At 41.0% G+C, this 24,734-nt stretch carries 23 protein-coding genes and 2 pseudogenes; 7 read left to right on the forward strand and 18 right to left on the reverse strand.

All coding sequences use genetic code 11. The annotated features are described in order from the left end of the window. Nucleotides 1-10: 10 nt before the first annotated feature. From yhbY to ACYQY7_RS05490, 4 genes are read right to left on the reverse strand one after another with little or no spacing between them, the layout of a single operon-like run. The gene (yhbY, locus tag ACYQY7_RS05475) at nt 11-304 is read right to left on the reverse strand and encodes a ribosome assembly RNA-binding protein YhbY (RefSeq protein WP_461201101.1); all 294 of its coding nucleotides are present in this window, start codon (nt 302-304) and stop codon (nt 11-13) included. Beyond that, complete coding sequence (gene aroE / locus ACYQY7_RS05480; RefSeq protein ID WP_461201102.1) at nt 298-1,125, reverse strand: shikimate dehydrogenase; 828 nt, start codon at nt 1,123-1,125, stop codon at nt 298-300. Before aroE ends, yhbY begins: the two co-directional genes overlap by 7 nt. A 20-nt stretch (nt 1,126-1,145) precedes the next feature. Next, on the reverse strand, nt 1,146-2,249 hold the full coding sequence (gene yqeH / locus ACYQY7_RS05485) for a ribosome biogenesis GTPase YqeH (RefSeq protein ID WP_461201103.1): 1,104 nt from the start codon (nt 2,247-2,249) through the stop codon (nt 1,146-1,148). A gap of 5 nt (nt 2,250-2,254) precedes the next feature. Next, complete coding sequence (locus tag ACYQY7_RS05490; protein WP_461201104.1) at nt 2,255-2,767, reverse strand: YqeG family HAD IIIA-type phosphatase; 513 nt, start codon at nt 2,765-2,767, stop codon at nt 2,255-2,257. A 279-nt stretch (nt 2,768-3,046) separates the two neighbouring features. On the opposite strand from ACYQY7_RS05490, the gene sda reads away from it, so the two are divergent. Beyond that, nucleotides 3,047-3,193 carry a sporulation histidine kinase inhibitor Sda gene (gene sda, locus ACYQY7_RS05495; protein WP_461201105.1) on the forward strand — a complete coding sequence of 49 codons (147 nt, stop codon included), beginning with the start codon at nt 3,047-3,049 and terminating at the stop codon, nt 3,191-3,193. Nucleotides 3,194-3,198: 5 nt separating this feature from the next. On the opposite strand, the gene ACYQY7_RS05500 is transcribed toward sda, so the two are convergent. Then, complete coding sequence (locus tag ACYQY7_RS05500) at nt 3,199-3,996, reverse strand: phosphatidylserine decarboxylase (RefSeq protein ID WP_461201106.1); 798 nt, start codon at nt 3,994-3,996, stop codon at nt 3,199-3,201. Between the two features lie 127 nt (nt 3,997-4,123). On the opposite strand from ACYQY7_RS05500, the gene pssA reads away from it, so the two are divergent. The 3 genes from pssA (at nt 4,124) to motB (ending at nt 6,320) form a co-directional block, all read left to right on the forward strand. After that, on the forward strand, nt 4,124-4,663 hold the full coding sequence (pssA, locus tag ACYQY7_RS05505; protein ID WP_032100118.1) for a CDP-diacylglycerol--serine O-phosphatidyltransferase: 540 nt from the start codon (nt 4,124-4,126) through the stop codon (nt 4,661-4,663). 117 nt (nt 4,664-4,780) lie between these two features. Further along, a complete protein-coding gene (gene motA / locus ACYQY7_RS05510) occupies nt 4,781-5,581 on the forward strand; it encodes a flagellar motor stator protein MotA (protein WP_055441037.1) in 801 nt (266 codons plus the stop codon). Next, a complete protein-coding gene (gene motB, locus ACYQY7_RS05515; RefSeq protein WP_461201108.1) occupies nt 5,565-6,320 on the forward strand; it encodes a flagellar motor protein MotB in 756 nt (251 codons plus the stop codon). Before motA ends, motB begins: the two co-directional genes overlap by 17 nt. 25 nt (nt 6,321-6,345) lie before the next feature. Here the strand turns inward: motB and ACYQY7_RS05520 are convergent, their stop codons facing one another. Further along, on the reverse strand, nt 6,346-7,659 hold the full coding sequence (locus ACYQY7_RS05520) for a TrkH family potassium uptake protein (protein ID WP_461201109.1): 1,314 nt from the start codon (nt 7,657-7,659) through the stop codon (nt 6,346-6,348). 178 nt (nt 7,660-7,837) lie between these two features. Between ACYQY7_RS05520 and sigK the strand changes: the two genes are divergently transcribed. Continuing rightward, entirely contained in the window at nt 7,838-8,551 is a 714-nt protein-coding gene (gene sigK, locus ACYQY7_RS05525) for an RNA polymerase sporulation sigma factor SigK (RefSeq protein ID WP_461201110.1), read from the forward strand. A gap of 36 nt (nt 8,552-8,587) precedes the next feature. Here sigK and ACYQY7_RS05530 read toward each other — a convergent pair whose 3' ends face one another. Next, nucleotides 8,588-9,382 carry a DUF4405 domain-containing protein gene (locus ACYQY7_RS05530; protein ID WP_461201111.1) on the reverse strand — a complete coding sequence of 265 codons (795 nt, stop codon included), beginning with the start codon at nt 9,380-9,382 and terminating at the stop codon, nt 8,588-8,590. A 133-nt stretch (nt 9,383-9,515) separates the two neighbouring features. On the opposite strand from ACYQY7_RS05530, the gene ACYQY7_RS05535 reads away from it, so the two are divergent. Further along, the gene (locus ACYQY7_RS05535; RefSeq protein ID WP_461201112.1) at nt 9,516-10,523 is read left to right on the forward strand and encodes an SDR family oxidoreductase; all 1,008 of its coding nucleotides are present in this window, start codon (nt 9,516-9,518) and stop codon (nt 10,521-10,523) included. 127 nt (nt 10,524-10,650) lie between these two features. Here the strand turns inward: ACYQY7_RS05535 and ACYQY7_RS05540 are convergent, their stop codons facing one another. Together ACYQY7_RS05540 and ACYQY7_RS05545 are read right to left on the reverse strand one after the other, a co-directional pair. Then, on the reverse strand, nt 10,651-10,869 hold the full coding sequence (locus ACYQY7_RS05540) for a hypothetical protein (protein WP_461201124.1): 219 nt from the start codon (nt 10,867-10,869) through the stop codon (nt 10,651-10,653). An 81-nt stretch (nt 10,870-10,950) separates the two neighbouring features. After that, a pseudogene (locus tag ACYQY7_RS05545) lies at nt 10,951-11,289 on the reverse strand (AAA family ATPase); the annotation flags it as partial. Nucleotides 11,290-11,454: 165 nt separating this feature from the next. Between ACYQY7_RS05545 and tnpC the strand changes: the two are divergent. Next, a pseudogene (gene tnpC / locus ACYQY7_RS05550) lies at nt 11,455-12,900 on the forward strand (IS66 family transposase). A 433-nt stretch (nt 12,901-13,333) separates the two neighbouring features. Here the strand turns inward: tnpC and dgt are convergent. The 9 genes from dgt to ACYQY7_RS05595 all read right to left on the reverse strand — a co-directional run bounded on the left by dgt (nt 13,334) and on the right by ACYQY7_RS05595 (nt 24,549). Beyond that, complete coding sequence (dgt, locus tag ACYQY7_RS05555; protein ID WP_461201113.1) at nt 13,334-13,735, reverse strand: dGTP triphosphohydrolase; 402 nt, start codon at nt 13,733-13,735, stop codon at nt 13,334-13,336. 22 nt (nt 13,736-13,757) lie between these two features. After that, nucleotides 13,758-16,724, reverse strand: coding sequence for a type I restriction endonuclease subunit R (locus ACYQY7_RS05560; RefSeq protein WP_461201114.1), 2,967 nt, complete (start codon nt 16,722-16,724; stop codon nt 13,758-13,760). A 12-nt stretch (nt 16,725-16,736) separates the two neighbouring features. Next, nucleotides 16,737-18,023 (reverse strand): restriction endonuclease subunit S, encoded by a 1,287-nt coding sequence (locus tag ACYQY7_RS05565; protein WP_461201115.1) that lies wholly within the window; start codon nt 18,021-18,023, stop codon nt 16,737-16,739. Next, complete coding sequence (locus ACYQY7_RS05570) at nt 18,020-20,035, reverse strand: type I restriction-modification system subunit M (RefSeq protein WP_461201116.1); 2,016 nt, start codon at nt 20,033-20,035, stop codon at nt 18,020-18,022. Before ACYQY7_RS05570 ends, ACYQY7_RS05565 begins: the two co-directional genes overlap by 4 nt. A 762-nt stretch (nt 20,036-20,797) precedes the next feature. Continuing rightward, on the reverse strand, nt 20,798-21,055 hold the full coding sequence (locus ACYQY7_RS05575) for a YrhC family protein (RefSeq protein ID WP_461201117.1): 258 nt from the start codon (nt 21,053-21,055) through the stop codon (nt 20,798-20,800). 35 nt (nt 21,056-21,090) lie between these two features. Further along, nucleotides 21,091-22,224 carry a bifunctional cystathionine gamma-lyase/homocysteine desulfhydrase gene (locus ACYQY7_RS05580; protein ID WP_461201118.1) on the reverse strand — a complete coding sequence of 378 codons (1,134 nt, stop codon included), beginning with the start codon at nt 22,222-22,224 and terminating at the stop codon, nt 21,091-21,093. A gap of 1 nt (nt 22,225) precedes the next feature. Continuing rightward, the gene (locus ACYQY7_RS05585; RefSeq protein WP_461201119.1) at nt 22,226-23,149 is read right to left on the reverse strand and encodes a PLP-dependent cysteine synthase family protein; all 924 of its coding nucleotides are present in this window, start codon (nt 23,147-23,149) and stop codon (nt 22,226-22,228) included. Nucleotides 23,150-23,193: 44 nt separating this feature from the next. Then, complete coding sequence (gene mtnN, locus ACYQY7_RS05590) at nt 23,194-23,892, reverse strand: 5'-methylthioadenosine/S-adenosylhomocysteine nucleosidase (RefSeq protein WP_461201120.1); 699 nt, start codon at nt 23,890-23,892, stop codon at nt 23,194-23,196. A gap of 18 nt (nt 23,893-23,910) precedes the next feature. After that, on the reverse strand, nt 23,911-24,549 hold the full coding sequence (locus ACYQY7_RS05595) for a class I SAM-dependent methyltransferase (protein WP_461201121.1): 639 nt from the start codon (nt 24,547-24,549) through the stop codon (nt 23,911-23,913). Nucleotides 24,550-24,734 lie beyond the last annotated feature (185 nt).

Here is a 24,734-nt window from a genome sequence, read left to right on the forward strand (position 1 = left end):
CGCATCGCTCCTATTTTGGTAACACAATTTGTTTATGTTCACGCGATTCTTTATATAACACGATCGTATGCCCGATCAGTTGGACGACTTCCGCCCCTGCACCTTTCGCTAATTGCTCTGCAACTACTTCTTTTTCTTCTTCGCAATTTTTTAGTACACTCACTTTAATGAGCTCTCTCGCTTCAAGCGCATCCGCAATTTGTTTAATCATATTGTCATTGACGCCACCTTTTCCTACTTGAAAAATCGGTGTTAAATGATGAGCTAAAGAACGTAAAAATCGTTTTTGTTTTCCTGTTAACATATTTTTCCTCCTAACTGTTGCATTACAACTTGTTCCATTCGTTTCGTATTTGGGAAGATGCCTGTCCATTTTTCAAACGCTAGCGCCCCTTGATAGACAAACATCCCGACGCCGTTTTGCACGTGCGCTCCCTTCTCTTTTGCTTCTTGCAACCATTTCGTCATCAGTGGATTATAAATGATATCGCTGACGATTGTATCTTTTTTTAAATTCCGAAGGGAAATCGGCATCTCATCGACATGCGGATACATGCCGACAGACGTTGTGTTAATGACGATGTCATACTCCGATAAACGCTCTTCTGCTTGTTCAAGCGAATACACAGCTGACTTTTCTTTTTTAATAAACGCTTCCGCCCTTCCTAGTGTGCGATTACATATATCAACAGCGGACACTTGATGTCTTAAAAGGGTAAAATAAATGCCGCGCGCTGCTCCACCTGCACCGACAAGCAAAATGCGCGCACCCGATAAGGCGATGTTCATTTGCTCGCATAACGCTCGAACGAATCCTTCCCCATCTGTATTATAGCCAACCCATTTCCCATTTTCATTAACAACTGTATTCACTGCTCCCATTTGTTTTGCCGTTTCATCAAGCTCATCCATATATTCCATCACCGCTGTCTTATGTGGGATCGTCACATTAAACCCGGCACATTGTAACGCCTTTAAACCTTCTACCGCCTCTTTTAACATATGCGGCTCGACGTGAAACGCATGATAATGCGCATCGATATGTAACGATTGAAACGCATCGTTATGCATAAGTGGCGATAGCGAATGATGAACAGGACAGCCGATAAGCCCAAATAGTTTCAAATCCCTCTCCCCCTTTTATGTTAAATGAGCGATTTACGCAACATAACACCGACACCTTTTGGTGCATACGCAATGACTTGTGCTCCCGGTTCGTGACATGTCACCCAACCGAGCCCCGAAAAAACGATGTCTGTTTTTGGTTCTTTTAACGTAAAATGATGGGCGACAAGTGGTGGCAATTGGTCACAATAGCTTTTACGCGGCGGCTGCAACAGTTCGCCAAGATGTCTCTCATACAATTCATCCGCATGTTCGCGTTTTGTCCGATGAATAAATAATTCATTTGACATATAACATACAAACGGACGTCTTCCGCCGCTCACATAATCTAACCGAGCAAGCCCGCCAAAAAATAACGTTTGTTGTTCGTTTAATTGATATACTTTCGGCTTAATTTCTTTTTTCGGCGTAATGACTTTTAAATCTTTTTTATCGACGAAATGCGCCATTTGATGATGATTTATAATGCCTGGCGTATCATAAAGCGCCGATCCGTCATCGAGCGGAATTTCAATCATATCTAATGTCGTTCCCGGGAAATATGATGTCGTAATGACGTTTCCTTTTCCCGTCGCTTCTTTAATGATGCGATTAATAAACGTCGATTTTCCAACGTTTGTACAGCCGACGACATATACATCCTTTCCATTGCGATACTCATCAATCGCTGCCATCACTTCTTTCATTCCATATCCTTTATTGGCGCTCACTAAAAAGACATCACATGGCTGCAATCCGAGCCCACGCGCCGTTTGTTTCATCCAACGCGTAACCTTTTCATGTTTCACAGACTTTGGCAACAAATCAACTTTATTGCCGACAAGTAACACATCTTTTTTTCCGACAAATCGATGTAAGCCCGACAACCAACTGCCATTGAAGTCAAAAATGTCAACAATTTTTACTACGAGCCCATCCGCTTGTCCAATGCCATGCAAAATGTTTAAAAAGTCATCATCCGTTAACGATACATCTTGCACTTCATTATAATGTTTTAACCGAAAACAGCGCTGGCAAATCATCGGATCGCGTTCAAGCGCTGAAGGAGGCGCATATCCGATTTTCGTTTCATCTTCGGTTTGAATCGTTACTCCACATCCAATACAAATCATTCGTTCACCCATCATCATCACTCCCAATGAATCATACCTTTTTTTCGCATCATATTTAAAATTCTCCGTTCAATATTTCGGTTTATACGAGTAAAAAAGCCGTCTGTTTGCGCAACAGGAACGACTAAAATCGTATGTAATCCGAGACGATTGCCACCAAATACATCGGTAAGAAGCTGATCACCGATGACGACGACTTCTTCCTTTTTTAGCTTCATGTCGCGCAACGCTTGTTGAAACGCTCGCATCAACGGCTTGCGTGCCTCGAAAATGAACGGAATGCCAAGCGGCTTAGCGAACGCTTCCACTCGCTTTTTATTGTTATTGGATACGACGGTGACTTGAATGCCGCTTTGTTTCATTTGTTCAAACCACCGAACAACGTCAGGCGTTGCTAGCGGACGATCCCATTCAATTAACGTATTGTCTAAATCAGTAATAATCCCTTTAATTCCTTTTTGTTTTAAATGTTGTGGGGTAATTTCAAAAATACTTTTCGCATGTTCGTTTGGCAAAAAATATTTTAACATACTTCCTCATTCCTTCTTTAATTTTTTACATAAATAAACAAATTGTAAAATTTTTCGACAAAACCCGACGACTTTCGTGTATTGTGGATAACTTTATACACATTACCCACACATATTTATCAACTTTTTCTTCACATTATGAACAATGAATCCACAACTTATCCACCACCACTTGTGGATAATCGGAACAATTGTTCTCGTCGTTGATTTATGGTAAAGTGAAGATAAACCTACCATTATATGTATACATACGTAAATGTATACCGAGGAGGCGAAAAAATGAAATGTTTACCTGATGACTTGTTAATTGAATCATACTACAAAGCGAAAGAATTACAATTAAGTAAAGATTTTATTGAACTAATTGAAAGTGAAATTTTCCGTCGTCGCCTTGACCATAAACTAAAGAAATCGTCATCCGCTTGAGCCTCTTATTGGCTCTTTTTCTTTTGCGTCAAAAAGCCGATCCGTTGTCCCATTTTTACTTCGAGTGGGGGAACGATTTGTTCATCTAACGTGAACGTATCTTTTTCAAACAATAACACAACGGTTGAGCCGAACGAAAAATATCCAATTTCTTCCCCTTTTTTCACATAACCATGTTCGTGCGTTAATTCGATGCTGTTGACAAACATCGCTCCGACTTTCACAATAGCTGTATACATGCCATTTGTACACAATTCCGTAATTCTTCTGTAATTTTTAGAAAGTGGATCCTTACCATACTTCAATCCAAGACGATTGACAGGGTATGACTTGCCCCCGAGCGCCCATTGCTTCACAACTTCCCCACATATTGGGCTATGAATGCGATGATAATGACTCGGACTTAAATACAAAATAATAAACGTTCCATGCAAATATTTTTCAGCTATTCGGTCATCACCGAGCATTTCACGAATCGAATATGTTTTTCCTTTGACAATGATTTCTTTTTGATCCGTAATGATGCCGACATCTTCAATGACCGCATCGACAGGGCTGACGACGCTATCTGGATGTGCATCAACTGGGCGAAGCCCTTCTTTTAACGTGCGCACGAACAGTTGTTGAAGCGTTTCATATTCATGCAACTTTTTTTCCATTTCTTCTTCATTGACTTTGTATACTTTCGCATAAGATGGAATAACTAAGCGACTCCATTTCGAACGTGTAAACGAAGCGAGCCATTTCGATGTCAATGGTTGATTTGTTAATTCAATAAATAGGCGATATAGCCATTTAACCAATGATTTTTCCCTCCTAAAGTAAAGAATATCCTTTACTAGTTTGCTTATTATCAATAAAATATTAGTAACCGAGTGATATGTTTGGCAAGTGGATCGTCACGATTTTAATATAAGGAGTGAATATAGTATGTTTTTATCGGATTATATTGATCATACCATTAAAAAACTTAAAGCGCATACGGCAAACGTATTGACGTTGACAAACTTAAGCTTAGGCGGTTTCGCCATTTTATTTGCGGTGAAAGGTCAGCTGAACGTCTCTGTATTATTTATTTTTTTAGCAGCACTTGCCGATCGTTTTGACGGGACAGTCGCTCGGAAAATGAACATTGAATCGGACTTGGGGAAACAATTGGACTCAATGAGTGATATTATATCATTTGGAGTAGCACCTGCACTATTACTTTATCAAGGATTATTGCACGAATTTGGCGCACCTGGCTCATTTTTTACGATTTTTTATATCGGTTGTGGAGCTTTTCGCCTAGCACGATTTAACATTACTGAAAGCAACGGATATTTCACTGGTTTGCCGATTACAGCGGCAGGTTGTTTATTGACGCTTAGTTATTTAACGATTCATTACTTCCCGCCTTACGTCTTTATTTTTATTATTTTTACGCTTTCTCTTTTAATGGTTGGTCCATTCAAGCTAAAGAAAATTTAACCCTTGGAGTTTTCCACTTCAAGGGTTTTTTTCGTACAAATTTCCCTTTTCAAACATTCGGATAAATTATATGATAAACTTGGATTTATTTTTCATTCTACAACTAGAGGTGATATCATGGACCGTACGTCCTTAATTGGGCTCATTCTTGGCATTATCGCTGTCGGTGTCGGAATGGTGTTTAAAGGGGTAAGCCCAGCTGTGCTCATTAACCCTGCTGCGATTTTAATCATTTTATTAGGGACAGCGGCCGCCGTCACGATCGCCTTTCCAACGAAAGAAATTTCGAAAGTGCCAAAATTATTTGGGATTATTTTCAAAGAGTCAAAAACGCCGAAAATTGAAGAACTTATCCCGCTGTTTGTTGAATGGGCAAACATCGCTCGTCGCGAAGGATTGCTAGCGTTAGAAGCAAAAGTAGCTGAAATTGATGACCCATTTTTACGTAACGGATTAAGTTTAGCGATCGACGGACAGTCACAAGAATTTATTCGCGATGTCATGACAGAAGAAATTGAAGCGATGGAAGAACGACACTTAGCGAACGCTACCATTTTTACACAAGCTGGTACATATGCCCCAACGCTCGGGGTGCTTGGTGCCGTCGTTGGATTGATCGCTGCTTTGCAAGATATGTCTGATATTGAGCGTCTCGGCCATGCGATTAGTGCCGCGTTCGTTGCGACACTCATGGGAATTTTTACAGGATACGTTCTTTGGCACCCTTTTGCGAACAAATTAAAACGGAAATCAAAAGAAGAAATTAAAGTGCGGCAAGTGATGATTGAAGGTGTGCTTTCGATTATTGAAGGACAAGCACCGCGGGCGATTGAACAAAAATTAGCTTCGTATTTACCGATGAGCGAACGTCAAAAACTTTTAGGACAAGGAGCTCAAAATAATGGCGAAAAAGCATAAAAAACATCACCACGAAGAACATGTCGATGAAAGCTGGCTCATTCCGTATGCGGATTTATTGACATTGTTGCTTGCGTTATTTATTGTATTATTCGCAAGTAGTCAAATTGACTCACAAAAGTTTATGGAAATTGCGCGCGCCTTTAATAGCGTATTTACAGGCGGTACAGGAGCGTTGCAATATTTAAGTCCGATTGAACGAGAGGAAATGGACTCTGTCATTAAAGACTCGCCAAATCAAAAGCCTTATGTAAAAATTTCAAAAGAAGAATACGAGGAATTAAAAAAGATTCAAAGTAAATTTAACGAATACGTCAAGACGAATCAATTAAGCGGCGAATTATCTGTCGCTATGACGGAAGAAGGGCTACTTGTCACGATCGCAAACGATGTGCTGTTTGATTCAGGTAGTGCTGATATTAAACCGCAATATCGCGATGTTGCGAAAAAAATATCGAATTTGCTTGTCATGAATCCGCCACGCAACATTGTCATTAGCGGACATACAGACAATGTGCCGATCAATAATGCAAAATTTGCTTCAAACTGGGAACTAAGCGTCATGCGCGCTGTCAACTTTATGAAACTGTTGCTTGAAAATACAAAGTTAGATCCGCAACTATTTAGCGCCAAAGGGTATGGCGAATTTAAGCCAATCGCCTCAAATGCTACCCCTGAAGGACGCGCGAAAAACCGACGTGTAGAAATTTTAATTATGCCACAAGAGCCGACGCAATAAAAGCGAGGGACGCCCCCTCGCTTTTTCATCCTGTCAATATATCGCCATTTGGATAACGAATATTTGTTTTTTTCGGCTTCGCAATCGAATAAACGAGCGTTAACGGACCAAGTTTTCCGAACAACATCATACCAATGATGAATCCTTTTCCTACCGCTGACAAATGAGGTGTCAAATTCATCGAGAGTCCAACGGTACCGAACGCAGATACAACTTCAAATAAAAGAACTAAAAATGGAGCATCTTCTGTAAGCGTTAAAATCATCGTCACAACGAAAATAAACAACATGCTCATCGATGCAATCGCTAACGCACGTAAAATGATCGTATGGCGAATCGTTCTCATCCCGATCACTGTTTCTTCTTTTCCTTTTAGAAAGCTCATCACCGCAAAAACGATGACCGCAAACGTTGTTAGCTTAATCCCTCCACCGGTTGATGTGCTTCCCGCTCCAATAAACATAAGAAAAATCATAAGCATCGCTGTTGGTTGCTCTAATGAGCCGATGTCGATTGTATTAAATCCTGCCGTTCTTGGTGTAATGCCTTGAAAATATGCAGCCCATAGCTGTTCACGAAGCGAAAGTGAACCGAGCGTTTTCGGATTATGATGTTCAAATAAAAATATAGCGACAATCGCCACAACATTCACAACAAGCGTCATGACTAACATGAGCTTCGTATGGAGAGACAATTTTCTCCAGCGCCGTTGATACAATACGTCAAACACAACGGTAAAACCAAGACCTCCGATGACAACGAGCAAAGAAACAGTAACGTTGACGATCGGGTCGCCGACAAAGCGTATCAAATTATCAGGCCATAAGGCAAACCCTGCGTTATTAAACGATGCAATGGTGTGAAAAAGACTGTAATACAACCCTTTTGCCCATCCCATTTTCGGAACCCAATCGATCGCTAACAACGCCGCTCCGACAACTTCCATGAATAAAGCAAACAATAATACATTGCGCGCCAAACGAATAACGCCGCCAAGCGATGGTTGATTTAGGGCTTCTTGCATCAACATGCGCTGCTTCATTCCGATTTTTTTTCCGAGCACAATGACAACAAGCACGGCAAAGGTCATAATCCCGAGCCCACCAACTTGAATGAGCACTATTAAAACGACTTCCCCAAACAAAGTGAACGTAGAGCCGGGATCGATCGGCGCTAGTCCGGTTACTGTCGCTGCTGACGTGGATAAAAAGAACGCATCAATCCAACTAATATGTTTATCTGTTGCAATCGGCAACTTCAACAACACGCCACCAACAACGACGAGAAAAAGAAACATAAACGCTAATAGTTGCGGCGGTGTCAGTTTTAACGGTTTCATCATCGCCCTTCTCACGATTCATCCTTCTTTCACGTCATGTTTTTATATTTTTCGATTATACACGATGTTTTCTAACAAGCAAAGAATAAAAAAGAAAATCGAATGTCCAAACACGAACAAGTTTTCTAATGCATATACATACATAAGCAACAAATGACCATCTGTGAGGTGAACGATCATGGGCACCATTTTTTCTGCACTTGCTTTATTTATAAAAGAGCTTGTCTTTTTAGTTTCTTATGTGAAAAACAATGCCTTTCCACAACCGCTTGATGCAAAAGAGGAAGCGATGTATTTAAAACAGATGGCTAAAGGAGATGAACACGCCCGAAACAAGCTGATCGAACATAATTTACGTCTCGTTGCGCACATTGTGAAAAAGTTTGAAAACACCGGAGAAGATCCAGAAGATTTAATTTCAATCGGCACGATCGGCTTAATTAAAGCGATCGAAAGCTACTCAACCGGAAAAGGAACGAAGCTCGCCACTTATGCGGCACGTTGTATTGAAAATGAAATACTTATGCATTTACGCTCACTCAAAAAAACAAAAAAAGATGTTTCTCTTCACGATCCAATCGGGCAAGATCGTGACGGAAACGAAATTAGTTTATTGGATGTATTAAAATCGGAAGAGGAAGACATTATTGATATGATTGAAAAAAGTAACGAGCTTGAAAACATTGCCCAACATTTGCACGTCCTTGACGATCGCGAACGTCAAGTCATCATTAGCCGCTTCGGCTTAAACATGCAACCTGAACGCACCCAGCGCGAAATCGCCAAAGAACTCGGTATTTCCCGCAGCTACGTTTCACGTATCGAAAAACGTGCATTAATGAAGTTATTTCATGAATGTTATAAGCATGATAAAGGAAAAAAAGGTTCATGAACAAAAAGGTGTCCCCCACACTCGGGACACCTTTTTTCATACACGAACTTGTCGTTTATGACGCATTCGTTTTTCAATGTGGTAAACAAGAACAATAACAACGACCCAAAATGTAAAGTGACCAAAAATAACAAGCAACGGATGGCTGTTGCCGTGATGTTCTTTATGAGGAAACTCCCCTTCGCGAAACTTTCTCGGCAGTGCAGGCATATCTCCCACATGAGCCACTTCATGTTCAAATTTCGACTTGAACGCCTCTTCGCTCGGCTTTACATGAACCACAAGCCAGTGCATGCTTCCGAAAAATAACGCAAGCACCAACGCGGAAGCCACAAGCACTCCTTTCCGCCAATGCCCTTCTTTTGTCTTAAATATTTTTCGGCATACACCCATGATCCAGTGCCAATGTAACGCAATGTGAACGCCGACAAGCACAAGCGTCACATTCGAAAAAACATCATGAAGCTCTCGCAAAACGTGATTTTCCCCACCTGCAATATGCGGAAAAACGACTTTGGAAATAAGAATGCCTGTCACAATCATTCCCGTCATCGACATAAGCAGCAATATATTTAGCAAAAAACTAAATCTCGTCTTCCCCGAAAGTGAACGATCAAACATTTTTTTCGCCGTATTGACAACCCATTTATAGTTTAATGCAATATGAACGAAAATAGCGACGCCAATCACTAACCCTGTCACTTCATGAAACGGCAGCCCATTAAATACCCTCGGATTCATTAACAACACAAACGTAATCGCCAACAATACATCAATATGATTTTTACAATATTTTTCTTCAACACATATCCCCCCGCATTCACATATCATTTACCGTATACCGTAAATGTACTAGCCGATGGTGAAAATTAAGTGAAAAGGGGAGGGGTTATTCTAGAAGGAATTTCTGTTTTTCATGTTGAATAATGTAAAAATGAAAAATATGTCGAATTAGGAGGAAAAAATGAATATTCTTGTTACTGGAGCTACAGGCTTTTTAGGACAAAACTTAGTTAAAACACTAGTAAGAAAGGGGTATACAACTTACTTAATTGTACGGGATGAGGAAAAAACACGACAAATATTTCAAGATGAAATGCCTCATATTCGAATACTTAAAGGAGATGTTCGCCTTCCTTTTTTAGGATTATCGCAAAATGAGAGACAAACAATAAAAAATAAAATCGATATCATTTATCATTGTGCTGCCCTTGTCAAATTTGATGAGGATTTAAGAGAACAAATTTTCCAAACGAATATAGATGGAACAAAGCACACGTTGCAATTAGCTAAAGAGTTGAATATTCCTAGATTCTTTCACGTAAGTACAGCCTACACATTAGGGTGTGAAGAACACGGAAAAGAAGCCCTATATGATACAAACAGACTTTTTTCTAATCCTTACGAAGAAAGTAAATGCATAGCTGAACATGAGGTTTGGAAATATAAAGATACATTTGATATTAGTATTTTTAGACCTTCAATTATTGTCGGTGATTCTCAAAATGGGGTGGCTCAATCGGACTATACGATTTATGGAGTTATAAAAGTATTTGAAGCATTCCGTGATTTTTGCGAAAAAAGAAAAAAAGACCATATTCGATTATTTATATCAGACCATGCGACAGCAAACTTTATCCCAGTAGATTTTGTCGTAGATGCTCTAGTGAAAGGGATAGAACGTGCCGAAAAAAACCGCATTTATCATATTGTCACAAGCAATCATTTACATATGTTAGAAATTATGAAATCATTAAAAGAACTTGCCTCTTTTGGACAATTACAAATTATATCAACACCATTCGACGATTGGACAACATTAGAAAGACGACTAATGATCGCTCTTTCTCCATTTCAACCATATTTAAACCGTCGCATCGAATTTGAACATACAAACACAAACAAATTGATTGAAAAAGAGAGAGGATATGAGTTTAGCCGGGAAATCTTTGAGTGTGTTTTGAAAAGATAAAATAAACACCCTCATTGGAGTCTTTACACTTAGATATAAACTACTTTATTAATTTATTATTTACACAAAAACAATCTGTCGTCGATCCCCTTTTTTAATATTGGAGATCGACGACAATTTTAATCTTTTACAAAGGAATATGACAGTCAATATCTTCAGGTAAAATCGTTTTAATGGCTTGTTCTGTACGTAAATGTTTTGGCATGTTTGAAACACGAAAGTCGGTATTTTTAATAGACTCGATTACAGTTTTACGGGCAAAACCACCGTTTCCGAACGTTTCGTCACGGTGTTCATAAGCATATTTGTAATATTGCAATAGTTTTTCTTTTGCCTCTTCTGACAAGATATAATCTCGTTTTTGTACGATTTGCTCGGAAATTTGCAGGAGCTCTTCTGGATTATAATCAACAAACTCAAGTTTTAAATCAAACCGTCTACTTAGTCCTTTATTGCTTGCTAAAAACTTTTGCATCTCTTGTGGATATCCGGCTACAATGACTATAAACTGCCCACGTCGATCTTCCATCTCCTTTAATAATACTTCTACCGCCTTATGTCCTGGATCCTGCGCCCCATACTGTGTTAGTTGATACGCTTCGTCAATAAACAAAGTCCCACCGATCGCCTTTTCTACATATCTCGCCATCATCTCCTCAGGTGGACCAAATGTATTGACAATATCATCCCTTTTAATCTCAACTAGATCGCCTCTCTCTGAAATGCCTAGCGCTTCATATATTTTTGCGATCATTCGGGCTGTTTCTGTTTTCCCTGTTCAGGATTACCAACTAACATCATATGTAGCGACAGATCTCGTAAAGATCGATTCGTTTCCCGGTAACTATTCAGCCACATCATAAAGTGAGCTGAATATTTTTTGCTTTTCCTGTCTATGATGTGAATACTGATAGACAAGGAGGTGAATCGCATGTTGACGGTACAACAAGCTGTATTTACAGTTGAGAGCTTCATCGGCAAAGTCCAACAACAAAAACAGCTCATTCATCAACTCGTTCAAGAAAATGAACATTTGCGTCACGAAAACAAACAGCTGCGCAAAGAAAATGAACAACTCAAGTACCGCGTTCAAGAGCTGGAAGCACGCACGAAAAAAAACAGCTCTAATAGCCATTTGCCCCCATCTTCTGACCGTTTTCACACCCATTCTTCTCGTAAGCCATCTGGCAACAAGCCAGGCGGACAAGAAGGACATCAAGGAACGACGCTCCGTCAAGTGGAACATCAACATCATCGTGTCGTCCATCGTGTGAACACGTGTCAAGGATGTGGGGCTTCTTTGTGTGAAGTCAAACCGTTCAAAGTCGATGTCCGTCAAGTGTTCGATCTCCCTCCCGTGACGATCGAAGTAACACAACATGAGCGTGAAGTGAAATCCTGCCCACATTGCCGATATGTTCAACAAGCCGAATTCCCATCCTATGTCACGAATCATGTGCAATACGGTCCACGGCTCACGGCGCTCGCTGTATATTTGCACCATATTCAATTGATCCCTTACAAACGTTTGAGTGATACGATCGAAGCATGATATCAACACCCAATCAGTACAGGAACCCTTGCCAATATGGTGAAACGAGGACGCGAAGAGCTAGAATCGAATATGGACATGATCGAAGACGCCTTACTTGAATCCAACATCCTGCATGTCGATGAAACGAGTTTGCGCATCCACGGGAAACTCGCATGGGTGCATGTCGCATGTACATCGAAATATACGTACTTGGCTCCTCACGTTTCTCGCGGAAAGAAAGCGACCGATGACATCGGGATTCTTCCGCGATATCAAGGGACGATGATGCACGATGGGTTCGGTACGTATCCAAAATACACGCAAGCCACCCATGCCCTTTGTCACGCCCATCATTTGCGTGAATTGAAGGGCTTCATCGAACAAGGGCATACATGGGCATCGCGCATGACCACGTTTCTGTTAGCCGCCAAACAAGCCGTCGAAGCCCGTCACGGTGCACTTTCCGAAAAAGAAGCGAAACGATGAGAACGAGTGTATGATCGCATCCTAGCGAAAGCACAGCACCGATTAGAAACGATGACGCCTCTTCCGAAAAAAGCACTCGCTTTTGTTCGACGGCTTCAAAAACGAAAGGAAGAAGCGCTGCGTTTCTTACGTGAAGTGCATGTTCCTTTTGACAACAACCAAGCCGAACGCGATCTTCGCATGGTCAAAATCAAAGAGAACATTTCGGGTACGTTTCGCGAAGAAACATTCGCCCAGTCGTTTTGCATCACAAGAAGCATCGTTTCCACACTGACGAAACACGAAAAAAACGTGTGGGACTCGTTATGTCTTCTGTTGACAGGCGAAACGCTCGATCGTGTTCTTCCTACCACTTAGGGCATTTTCTATCACGAGGATGCCCTATTTGTGTTGCGCTTCTTTACATACTACTATCAGGGTGAATAGTTACAAATAAGCAATATCATCTGCAGCCTCTAGTAAATAAGTAGCTGGATGTCTTCTTTCCCCAATTCCAACTTCATTTCTTATTTTTTCAAAAAGCTCTCTTTCAGCATAAAAATAACCAAATTTTTTTCTCAATAGCTTTTGGATGATCTGATGACCACGGATATTTCATTAGTGTGGCTAGGGTGCCATAGGTAAAGTTTGCTCCATATTGATCGTTTAGAAACTGTAATTTTGATAATATTCTTATTGTTTGAGCGTTACCCTCAAAATATTTAAAATCATTTTTTTGCTGCGTACTTAAGCGACCAAATCCCATTCTTTCGTAGGTATTTTCTATTTCTTTAAAATTATTACTTTCAAATCAATTAGTGAACCACTTTCTGATAACATCCTCTCCATAATGTCCAAATGGTGGATTACCTAAGTCATGAACTAAACATGCGACTTCAACTAAAGATGCTAACTGTTTAACATGCCAAAAACTTCTTAATTCTCCAATCTTACGCAACCATCTACCGATACGCCAGCCCAATGATCTTCCTAAAGATGCTACTTCTAAGGAATGAGTTAATCTGGTCCTTGTAAAATCGTTTTCTTGCAGGGGAAAAACTTGCGCCTTATCTTGGAGTCTACGCAAAGATGATGAATAAATTATTCTTTCATAATCCTTATCAAATTCGTTACGATGGAGCATAGTTTTTGACTTTGATTCCCTTTGTCTTTTCGTATTAAGTAAGCAATCCCAACTCATTTTTGTATCCATCATACTCACCTCTCAAAATTTATCAACTATTTTGTACGTCAATCTCTCGTGCCGCTTCATACACCTCGTTTAAGAACGCATGCAGCACTGTTTCTTGAAAGTCTTTGTCTGTAAATAGCCGCTTAAATAGCTGTTCGTTAGAGTTTTTTGTTGCTAGGAAGCTTTTTAATGCTTGCGGGGTTTTTGAGCGAATAAAGTTTTCCCGCGAGCTGTTTTTCGCTTGGTGAATCGTAATTTCGTCATGAAGCATTTCTTCTTTTGCCTGCTCGAAAAAGACGCGGTCGCTCGGTTTAAAGTCTGTGCCAAACCGCTGATTGATTAATTCGAGAATGGCGCTTAATCGGTCTTTCTTTTCCTCTGCCGTTCCAACTCCGTCTGTTAATCCTTTTAACTCTTTCGCTTCGCCTTCTGATAAATCAATCGATCCTTCAAACGTTTTCTCTAACCGATAATACGTTAACTGCACCTCATCATCCAATTGGAGAGCGCCTGTATTTGTATTGGGCAGCTTTTTCACAAGCATTTGTACATATACGAACAGCTTGTGCAAATTGGCATCTGTAAACGGTGCAATTTGACTAATATACGAATACGAGCGGACAAACTTATTTAATGCACTTTTACATTCTGCTTTCTCTTCTTCCGGTAATCGGTTATACCGAACAACTGCCTGATCGACGATGCGATGGAGCTCTGCCAATTCCCCTTTGCGCTGGCGGCTTTGTGGACGGAAAAACACTTCCGCATACGCGTCAACTTCCCGTTGTTCAAAAATTTGATAACCGAATAAACGGTTTTTCAAATCATATATTACGTTTAAGTCTGTTACATCTGACAATTTTGTCGCCTCATAGTACGGTTTAAATGCTTCATAAATCGTTTCCGCTTCGTTCACAAAGTCAAGGACAAACGTATCTTGCTTCGCTCGATGTGTCCGGTTCAAGCGAGAAAGCGTCTGTACTGCCTGTATGCCGGAAAGTTTTTTATCGACGTACATCGTATGCAATAGCGGTTCGTTAAAACCCGTTTGGTATTTATCGGCGACAATTAAAAACTGGTATTTGTCCGTCTTAAATTTTTTTGGTAACTCACTTTCTGCAAATCCATTGATTTGAGCTTCCGTTACTTCTTCTCCTGTTACATCGTCATACAGCGTGCCGGAAAAGGCAACTAACACCCCGTATGGATATCCTTTTTCCTTCATGTAACGTTGCATCGCTCGGTAGTAGAGAAGCGCTTGCTGGCGGCTTCCGGTAACAACCATTGCTTTTGCTTGTCCAGCGATTTTATGGCGTACAGCCGTTTTAAAATGCTCCACAATAATTTCTACCTTCTGTGCTACGTTATACGGATGCAACGCCATATATTTTGCCAACGCTTTTTTCGCTTTCTTTTGATCTAATTCCGGGTCATCGTCAATCGCTTTGGAAAGTTTGTAATACGTTTTGTACGTCATATAGTTCGCCAATACGTCTAAAATAAATCCTTCTTCAATTGCTTGGCGCATCGTGTATAGATGGAAAGGGCGCGGCACTTCTCCGTCGTACGTTCCGAACATTTCAAGCGTTTTCGCTTTTGGTGTTGCGGTAAAGGCGAAAAAGCTAATATTAGAAGGACGTCCACGCTTGGACACTTCTTTAATTAATTCCGCTTCACTATCTGTTGTCGCTTCGGCAAGCTCCGCCTCTATTTCTTCCCTTTCGCTAACCGTATAATCGCGCAACGCTTCACGTACTTTTTGCGCTGTTTCGCCCGTTTGTGAAGAATGGGCTTCGTCCATAATAATGGCAAAGCGCTTCCCTTGTTGTTGTTCGATTTTATCAAGAATGAAAGGGAATTTTTGCAGCGTTGTAATAATAATTTTCTTTCCGGTTTGAATCGCTTCGGCTAGTTGTGCAGAGTTTTTATCGATTTTTTGCACAACCCCTAACGTTTGTTCGAACTGGGCAATCGTCCCCTGAAGCTGTCGGTCAAGAACGACACGGTCGGTAATGACAATGGTAGAGTGAAAAACTGGTTCGTTATTTTTATGAAGACCACTCAAGCGATGAGCGAGCCAAGCGATTGTGTTGGACTTTCCTGAACCAGCGGAGTGTTGGATTAAATACGACTCTCCTGCCCCTTTCTCTTTCACATCGGCGATGATCTTCCGAACGGCATCGAGTTGATGATAGCGCGGAAAAATCATCGCAACTTTTTTCTTCCCGTCCTTTTCTTCTACTTCTAAGTGCATAAAGCGCTGCAAAATCTCCAACAAAGAATCGGGAACGAGAACTTCTTTCCATAAATATTCTGTTTGGAATCCAGCGGAAGGAGGGTTTCCCGCCCCACCGTTATATCCTTTGTTAAAAGGAAGAAAATACGTCGATTCGCCGGCAAGTTTAGTCGTCATATACACAAGATCATGGTCAACGGCAAAATGGACAAGCGTCCGAATCGGGTGTTTGGTGAACTTAAACATCGTTTCCCTTGGATCACGGTCTTGTTTATATTGCCGTTTCGCGTGGTTGACGTTTTGCCCGGTGGGACGGTTTTTCAGCTCCATCGTAACAATCGGAATCCCGTTCACTCCTAACACCATGTCTAGCGATTTTTGGTGTTGGTTAGAGTAGTGTACTTGCCGTGACACGGTAAATCGGTTCGCTTCATAGCGAGCCAACGCCTGTTCGGAAAGTTCATGCTCCGGCTTAAAATAAACGAGCTTAATTTGTTGTCCAAACAAATCGATCCCTTTTCGCAATACGTCTAACGTACCGCGAAGCTCCAATTCTTTCATTAATCTTGCAATAATCTGATCGGCTGTATCCGATTTAAAATGTTTTTCGAGCTTTTGCCATACGGCAGGCTGTGATGTTTGGATGAATGCGATTAACGTGTCATGGTCTAAACACGTCTCGCGGTTGTAGCCTACTCCGCGCACGTAGCCAGCTTCCAATAAATCCACTTCAATCGCCGTTTCAAGCGCTCTTTCTGAACGATCCACTGCCATCCTCATCGCCCCTTACAAAATCGTCTCTAGCTCCTCCTCCGCTTCTTTCCAATCAGAAACATCTATCTGCCCCGTCACCGCTGCGGTAATAAGCGAAGAGCGGTAGGTGTCTAAACTATGCAACTTTTCATTTAACTTATGCATCAAATTATCAATCAACTTTAATTTATTATCTATTAAACCTACGATTCTAGATTGCTCATCTAAAGGTGGGATGTAAACCAATACATTTCCGATTACATCCCAGTTAGTTCTCGGCATCTTTGCACCATATGTTGTAGAATCTATACAACCTGTGATTCCATCAGAAATAAGTAAATATTTTAAAAAATCAGGCAGGACTTTCATGTTAGGTTTTAATATAATCAGTTCTGTTGTACATGCATATTCCTTGTCTACTGTTATGCACTTTTTCAGATATGGTCTTAATTTGGAATATAAGACGTTGTTTCTTTTACAGAGAAGTGCTTCCCCTGTAATCTCAGCTATAGCCATATTTCCAATTAATTTACCTGTGGATGATTCAATGTTTTCCAACCCAATATATGATCCTTGGAACCCAGTTCCTACCTTCTCTGCTGTTGGATGAGCCAAGTACTTTATCTTACTTATTCTCCAATGTTTCGGCACTTCCCCTAGCCACTCAATCCCTGAGTCTTTCATTGGAACGTTTGGATCGAGTCCTTTTGTGACGGCTTGGGTGATTAAAGAGGAACGGTATTCCTTTAATTTATTAATCTTTTCTTCTAGCATCTTTTTTAACTTAGCTATAGCATTAGTTTTATCATCTAAAAATCGAGCAATACGTTTCTGCTCATTAATCGGCGGAAAAGGTATTTGTATTTGGCTCATTCGATCTTTTTGCGTAGACCATAGGTCGTCTACAATTCCAGTACCCCATCTATAATACTCATCACAAAACGGTACACTTTTGAAAAGATAGTGAATATATTTCCCTTCAAGTTCGACTCTCGGTTCGAGTACGTGATTAATAAGCGAACAAGACCCATCCAACATCGCTAAACCGCTTGCGCCTCGTCTATCTGAACGACTATTAATCACAATATCGCCCTTTAATACTTTTTTTCTGTTTTCATTATGTATGGTTTTGGCGACATTTTCGAGCTGGGGAACCACCCCATCTTTTGTTACGGATAGGGGCATGTATTCTTCGTCACTTACTTTTTCATTTCTAAACGTAAATAGTTGACCGATTCTTCTTAGCTCCCAATGAGCCGGAATTTTGTCTATCCATTCGACACCGCTTTCTTTTAATGAATGATATTTTTTGACATTCATACGAATAACTCCCCCATCAGCTTCTGTATTTCTTCATGCAGTTCTTTAATTTCGCTGGCAATTTTTTCAGGGGGTTCTACTTTAGAAAATTCATAGAAAGTACGTGTAAACGAAATTTCATACCCCACCACTGTCTTGTCATGGTCAATCCACGCATCTGGAACGAACGGTTTGACTTCGCGTTCGAAGTATTGTTCTACATCTTCTTTCAACGGTACGTTTTCGTAATCGCGCAGTTCTGGATTAGGTTCCAGATTGCCCTTGTTGTCTTTGCAAGGCTCTGCGTCATCATCATGTTCACCAAAGACGGAGATAATCGCTTTTACAATAGCTGCGCTCAGCTTCACGTTTTGTGCTTGGGCAGCTTTCTTCAATTGCTTTAGGAACGCATCCCGACTCATAAAAATTTGCCCTTCAAACGAAAGAAGGAGAGTTTTGATTTGTTGCTGCAGATGTTGCCCTTCTTCTATTTCCGCTTTCGCCGCTTCTCCTTTTTTCTTAGACTTTGCTAAGTTAACAAACGCACTTTCTTCTTCTAAAACGGCTAGCTTTTCTTTCGTAACCGTTATTTTTAATTTTAATGGTCGTTCTACTGTAATCCGTCTATATCCAAAATCTTCGTTGTCAAAAATTTTGACATACTTTCCTTCCGTAAAGTCACCGTACAACCGTGTAATTTCGTCAATATGCTCATCTAACAGTTCGTTTCGCTTTTCGCCTAACGGCTTGCGCATTTTTTGGAACAAATGTGTCGCTTGAATTAACTGGATTTTTCCTTTTCGTTTTTCTTCTTTTTTGTTCGTTAGCACCCATATGTAGGTGGAAATTCCTGTATTGTAAAAAAGTTGGTCAGGCAGCGCGACAATTGCCTCTAATAAGTCGTTTTCAATAATCCATTTCCGAATTTCCGACTCTCCGCTTCCAGCCCCTCCTGTAAATAGCGGAGAACCGTTAAATACGATCGCAATTCGAGAGCCGCCTTCGTACGCTGGCTTCATTTTTGATATCATATGTTGCAAAAATAGTAGCGAACCGTCCGACACACGCGGCAACCCTGCACCAAAACGCCCTTCAAATCCAAGTGTTTCATGCTCTGCTTTAATGACATCTTGTACTTTTTTCCAGTCCACTCCAAATGGCGGATTAGATAACATGTAATCAAACTTCTCGTTGGCAAGCTGATCTTCTGAAAACGAATTCCCAAGTTTAATATTTTGCGGGTTATCGTTTTTCAAAAGCATGTCGGCTTTACAAATCGCATACGATTCAGGGTTCAATTCTTGTCCAAACGTAATCAATTCTGCCCGTTCATTTAGCTTGCGAATATATTCGGAAGCAACAGAAAGCATCCCGCCTGTTCCGCAGGCTGGGTCATAAATCGAACGGATAACTCCCGGCTTTGTAAGTTCATCCGTACCATTAATAAAAAGCAAATTGACCATTAGCTTAATGACTTCACGCGGCGTAAAATGTTCCCCTGCCGTCTCATTCGATTGCTCCGAAAAGCGCCGAATCAGTTCTTCAAATATGTATCCCATTTCCACGTTTGACACGCGATCTGGATGCAAATCAAAGGTTGCAAAATTTTGAATGAGCAAATAAAGCAAATTAGCTTTAGCTAAACGGCTAATTTGTTTATCAAAATCAAAATGCTCAATAATATCTCGTACGTTTTGCGAAAATCCAAATAAATAGTCTCTAAAGTTGTCTTCAATATGTTGCGGATCGTCCAACAATTTTTTTAGCGTAAAATTCGACGTATTGTAAAAAGGTTGCTCCGCTGCTTGTTGAAGTAAAAAATCCCCGTCTTCAATCGTCATTCCCATCGCTTTTAATTCTTCCAATTGCGAAAGAACCGCTTCCTTCGTCGGTTCTAGCACCGCATCAATACGCCGAATCACCGTTAACGGTAGAATCACTTTTCCATATTCCGATTGCTTATAATCTCCGCGCAACAAATCTGCATTCGCCCATATAAACGACACTTTATCTTGAAATTGAATGGAATCCATGGTGTTACCTCCTGCAGCTTCTATCTTTCCTTTATTTTACTACCATATAACTTTCTTGTGAACAAATTCGACAAAATTCACTATCACGTTTTTAAATATCTAAAAAAATAAAAGTGAAAAAGGATTATCTATCTATCATTGTCAATAAAGGAAATAATCGTGTAAATACATTATAACAAATGTTCATACATTGATGTATAGCCGAACGAAAAGCACGCCAACAAAAGAAAGGTCTCTGGAACGTATAAACAACATAAAAGCTGTTCCGAACAACACTTCGGAACAGCTTTTTTAATCCTTATAGGTACGATAAAAACTATCAAAATGTTTTTTGGCTAACATTTTTTTATTGATGTTTCAATTCCTCATAGGTACGATACAAACCCCAAAAAAGCGTTGATAAATCAACATATGGAAAAGCTATACAACTCTATTATATATCCATCCGAAAATTCAGTCAATGCTCTGTATTTATTGATATCACTAAAAAATTCGCAAAAAAATAAACTGTCGTCGATCCCCCAGAGTTTTTGCACGATTGGAGGTCGACGACAGTTGTGAAATTGTGCACAAATATATCGGATATAAAAAGCAGCCTCCGATTTGGAGACTGTTTTTTATGCTTCTGCGTTCACTTCCGCGATAATAACAAAACCGATGACGGCTGTAATAATTAGACCTGTAATCATCCACATCATCGTGCATTCCCCCTTTGCCCATTTTCTTTTATTTTACACGTTTTTTCTTTGTTCGAAAATGGGTTTATGCATCTTCTTCTATTTTTCGTGTGTATGCGTGCGAACGGTGAGTGAAAAAAATAGAGGCAAGCATGAGAACGAATACTACGCCGAGCACAAGTGGTCGCTTTGCTTCGTCGATAGCGTTTGGAATGAGTGTGCCGACATATAAAAACGCGCTAACAGCAAATAAAACGAGACTGTATGCTTTATAGTCACGCGCTTTTCCTAACCAATTTCGCTTTTGTTCATCCAAAATAACCGTCCCCCTTCCTTCTTTCAATGTATCATAGAAAAGAAAAAAGGAGACGATGTAATTTATGCCAACGCTTGTGCTAAATCTTCCATTAAATCGTCGGCATCTTCTAATCCGACAGAAATGCGAATGAGCCCGTCGGTAATGCCCAATTCGTCGCGGCGCTCTTTCGGAATAGAGGCGTGCGTCATTTTTGCTGGGAGTGAAATTAAACTTTCCACCGCTCCTAAACTTTCCGCTAGCGTAAAGTAGCGGACGCGCGTCAACACTTGTTCCGCTTTTTCAGCGCTGCCGACGTCAAATGAAACCATGCCTCCAAAGCCACGCATTTGTTTTTTCGCTACGTCATAGTTTGGATGAGACGTAAGACCCGGATAGTATACGCGTGTGACAGCTGGATGGTTGGTTAAAAATTCAACGATTTTGCGCGTATTTTGTTCGTGTTCTTCCATGCGAATGCCGAGCGTTTTTATACCGCGCATTAATAGCCATGAATCTTGTGGACCGAGAATGCCACCTGTCGAGTTTTGAATAAAATGAATGTCTTTTGCGAGTTGTTCGTTATTGACGACGACGAGCCCAGCGACGACATCGCTATGTCCGCCTAAATATTTTGTCGCGCTATGAATGACGATGTCTGCGCCAAGCAAAATTGGTGTTTGCCAATATGGCGTACTAAACGTATTGTCGACAATCATCAATAGTCCATGACGTTCCGCAATCGCTGATGCGCCTTGTAAATCAGTAATTTTTAAAAGCGGATTTGTCGGCGTTTCGATGTAAATCGCTTTCGTATTTGGTTGAATGTGCGCTTCAATGTTCGCTAAGTCACTCGTATCGACAAACGTTGATGCAATGCCCAAGCGGTTTAATACTTTCGTCATGACGCGATATGTGCCCCCATATACATCGTCAGTTAAAATGACGTGGTCGCCGCTATTGAACAACATCATGACGGCAGTAATGGCTGCCATACCTGAGCTAAACGCAAAGCCAGCATATCCTTCTTCCACATCTTTAATGAGCTCCTCTAACGCATGGCGGGTCGGATTGCCTGTGCGCGAATATTCATATCCTTTATGCACCCCGACTTCCTCTTGTTTATACGTGCTCACTTGATAAATCGGAACAGATACAGCACCTGTATGGGCATCTCCCGCAATGCCGCCATGAATGAGTTTCGTTTTTCTTCTCACGTTACATCCCACCTTCATAAATATGTTTACTTAAATATCGTTCGCTACTATCCGGGAAAATGACGACGATGTTCGTTCCTTCTTTCGCTTGTTCCGCCTCTAGCAACGCCGCATGAAACGCGGCGCCAGATGAGCTGCCGACAAGCAATCCTTCTTTTTGAGCAAGCTCTTTGACGCGCTGAAACGCATCGTCATCTAAAATCGTATGGATGGCATCAAAATAGCTTGTATCCATATATGGTGGCAAAAATTCCATGCCGATGCCTTCCGTGCGATGTGGACCCGGTGCTCCACCGTTTAAAATCGAGCCTTCAGGTTCAACGATGACCGTTTTTATCCGCGCATTTTTCTCTTTTAAAAATTTCGCCGTTCCCATAAATGTGCCGCCTGATCCAGCACCAGCAACGAAAATATCAATTTTTCCGTCCAGTTGCTCCCAAATTTCTGGGCCAAGCGTTTTGTAGTACGTGCGTGGGTTCGCTGGATTTTCAAATTGTTGCGGGCAATAGGAGTTTGGAATTTCAGCGGCTAGTTCTTTCGCTTTTCGAATCGCTCCCGCCATTCCTTCGCTCGTTGGGGTGTTGATTACCGTTGCGCCAAGCGCGCGCATCAGTTGTTGTTTTTCGATGCTAAATTTTTCTGGAACACAAAAAATGACGCGAATATTTTTCCCGATCGCTGCAAGCGCAAGACCGATCCCTGTATTGCCTGCCGTCGGTTCAATAATCGTTCCGCCCTCTTTTAACTTTCCTGTCGCTAGCGCATCGTTTAACAATTCTTGTCCTAGACGATCTTTGACGCTTCCACCCGGATTCAAATATTCTAATTTCGCAAATATACGCACCCCTTTTGGAAGCGGGAACTGTGTAATTTCAACGATCGGCGTATGCCCAATTAATTCATGCACGTTTTTCGCTACTTTCATGATGTAACCTCCCGAAAGATAAAAAGAAGGAGAGGAAAACTCTCCTATTTGTTTAACTCGTTCACCATTAATTGCACAAGCTCAGATGAATGAAGGGCTGCTTTTTGTAAAAATTGTTCAAACGATACGTTCGACTCTTTGCCAGCGATGTCCGATAATGCGCGAATAACGACAAACGGCACGCCAAACTGATGGCATACTTGCGCAATCGCAGCCGCTTCCATTTCCACAGCATATAAGTCTGGAAACTGCTTGCGCACAACATCGACGCGCGCTGGATCGTGCATAAATGAATCGCCTGTCGCAATTAATCCTTTTGCCACTTGAATGTCACGAATGTGGGCTGCGCTCGTTTCAGCCGCTTGTACTAATCGCTCATCCGCAACATATCGCGCTGGCATGCCTGGCACTTGACCGTAAGCGTAGCCGAATGCGGTGACGTCGACGTCGTGATGAACAACTTCAGTCGAAATGACGATATCTCCAACGTTTAATGATGGCGCAAAACCGCCAGCCGAACCTGTGTTAATAACGACATCTGGGGCAAAACGTTCAAGCAAAATCGTCGTCGACATCGCCGCGTTCACTTTTCCGATGCCTGATTTTAATAACACGACGTTTGCTCCATCTAACGTGCCGCTATAAAAAGAACAATTCGCTACCGTCGTTTCTGTTCGATCGGCAATTTTTTCGCGCAAAATCGCCACTTCTTCTTCCATCGCTCCAATGATTGCTATTTTCATCGTTTCAACCTCTTTCACTTATTGTTTGACAGCTTCCATCAACCAAACGAAACGATTCATTGGCGTAAAGGTGACGGTAAAACCGTTTGTTGTAAACGCGCGCTCAAGAATAGGAATTGTGGTGTAATATTCGCGCTGTAAGTCTTCTGCTAAGTCAACAAATCCTTTTTGTTTTGCTTCTGTAATCATCGCCTCGTGCGCTTCGCGGTCGATAAACGCTGTATCAGCAAACACTATTTTACCACCTTTACGAAGAAGTGCGCTATATTTGCCGATCGCTTCTTCTTTTTCCTTATCTGTTAAATGATGAAACGCATATGTGCTCACGATCGTATCGATCGGTTCATTCGGCAACGGAAATTGTAAAAAGTCACCGTCCTCAACGGACATATCTCCAAGTTTTTCTTTCGCCAGCTCGCGCATCGGTGCAGACGGCTCGATGCCGTACACTATTTTTTTCGCCTCGATAAGCTTTTTCGTTAAATTTCCTGTGCCAACGCCAAACTCTAAAACGACATCGCCACTTTTTTCAACGACTGTATTTAAAATCGTCTCATATCCGTCAAATACGTCACGATATTGCTCATCGTGCCCGTATACTGACGAATCGTACGACTGTGCCCACGTTTCAAAGATGTCTAAAAATTCACGTCCCATGATGTCACACTCCATAATTATATAATTCCTATAAGTATAGTATGAATTTAATGTACTACCGTTCTCAATCTACCATATTTTTTTTAGATGTTCAATGGAAATGTGTTAAACTACGTTGTAGAAAGGAGGTTAGTAACTGTTAAAATGTTTTTGTAAAAATCCATAAAACTCTATATACAATTTAT

The organism is Anoxybacillus sp. TBDG-1 (assembly GCF_054815885.1).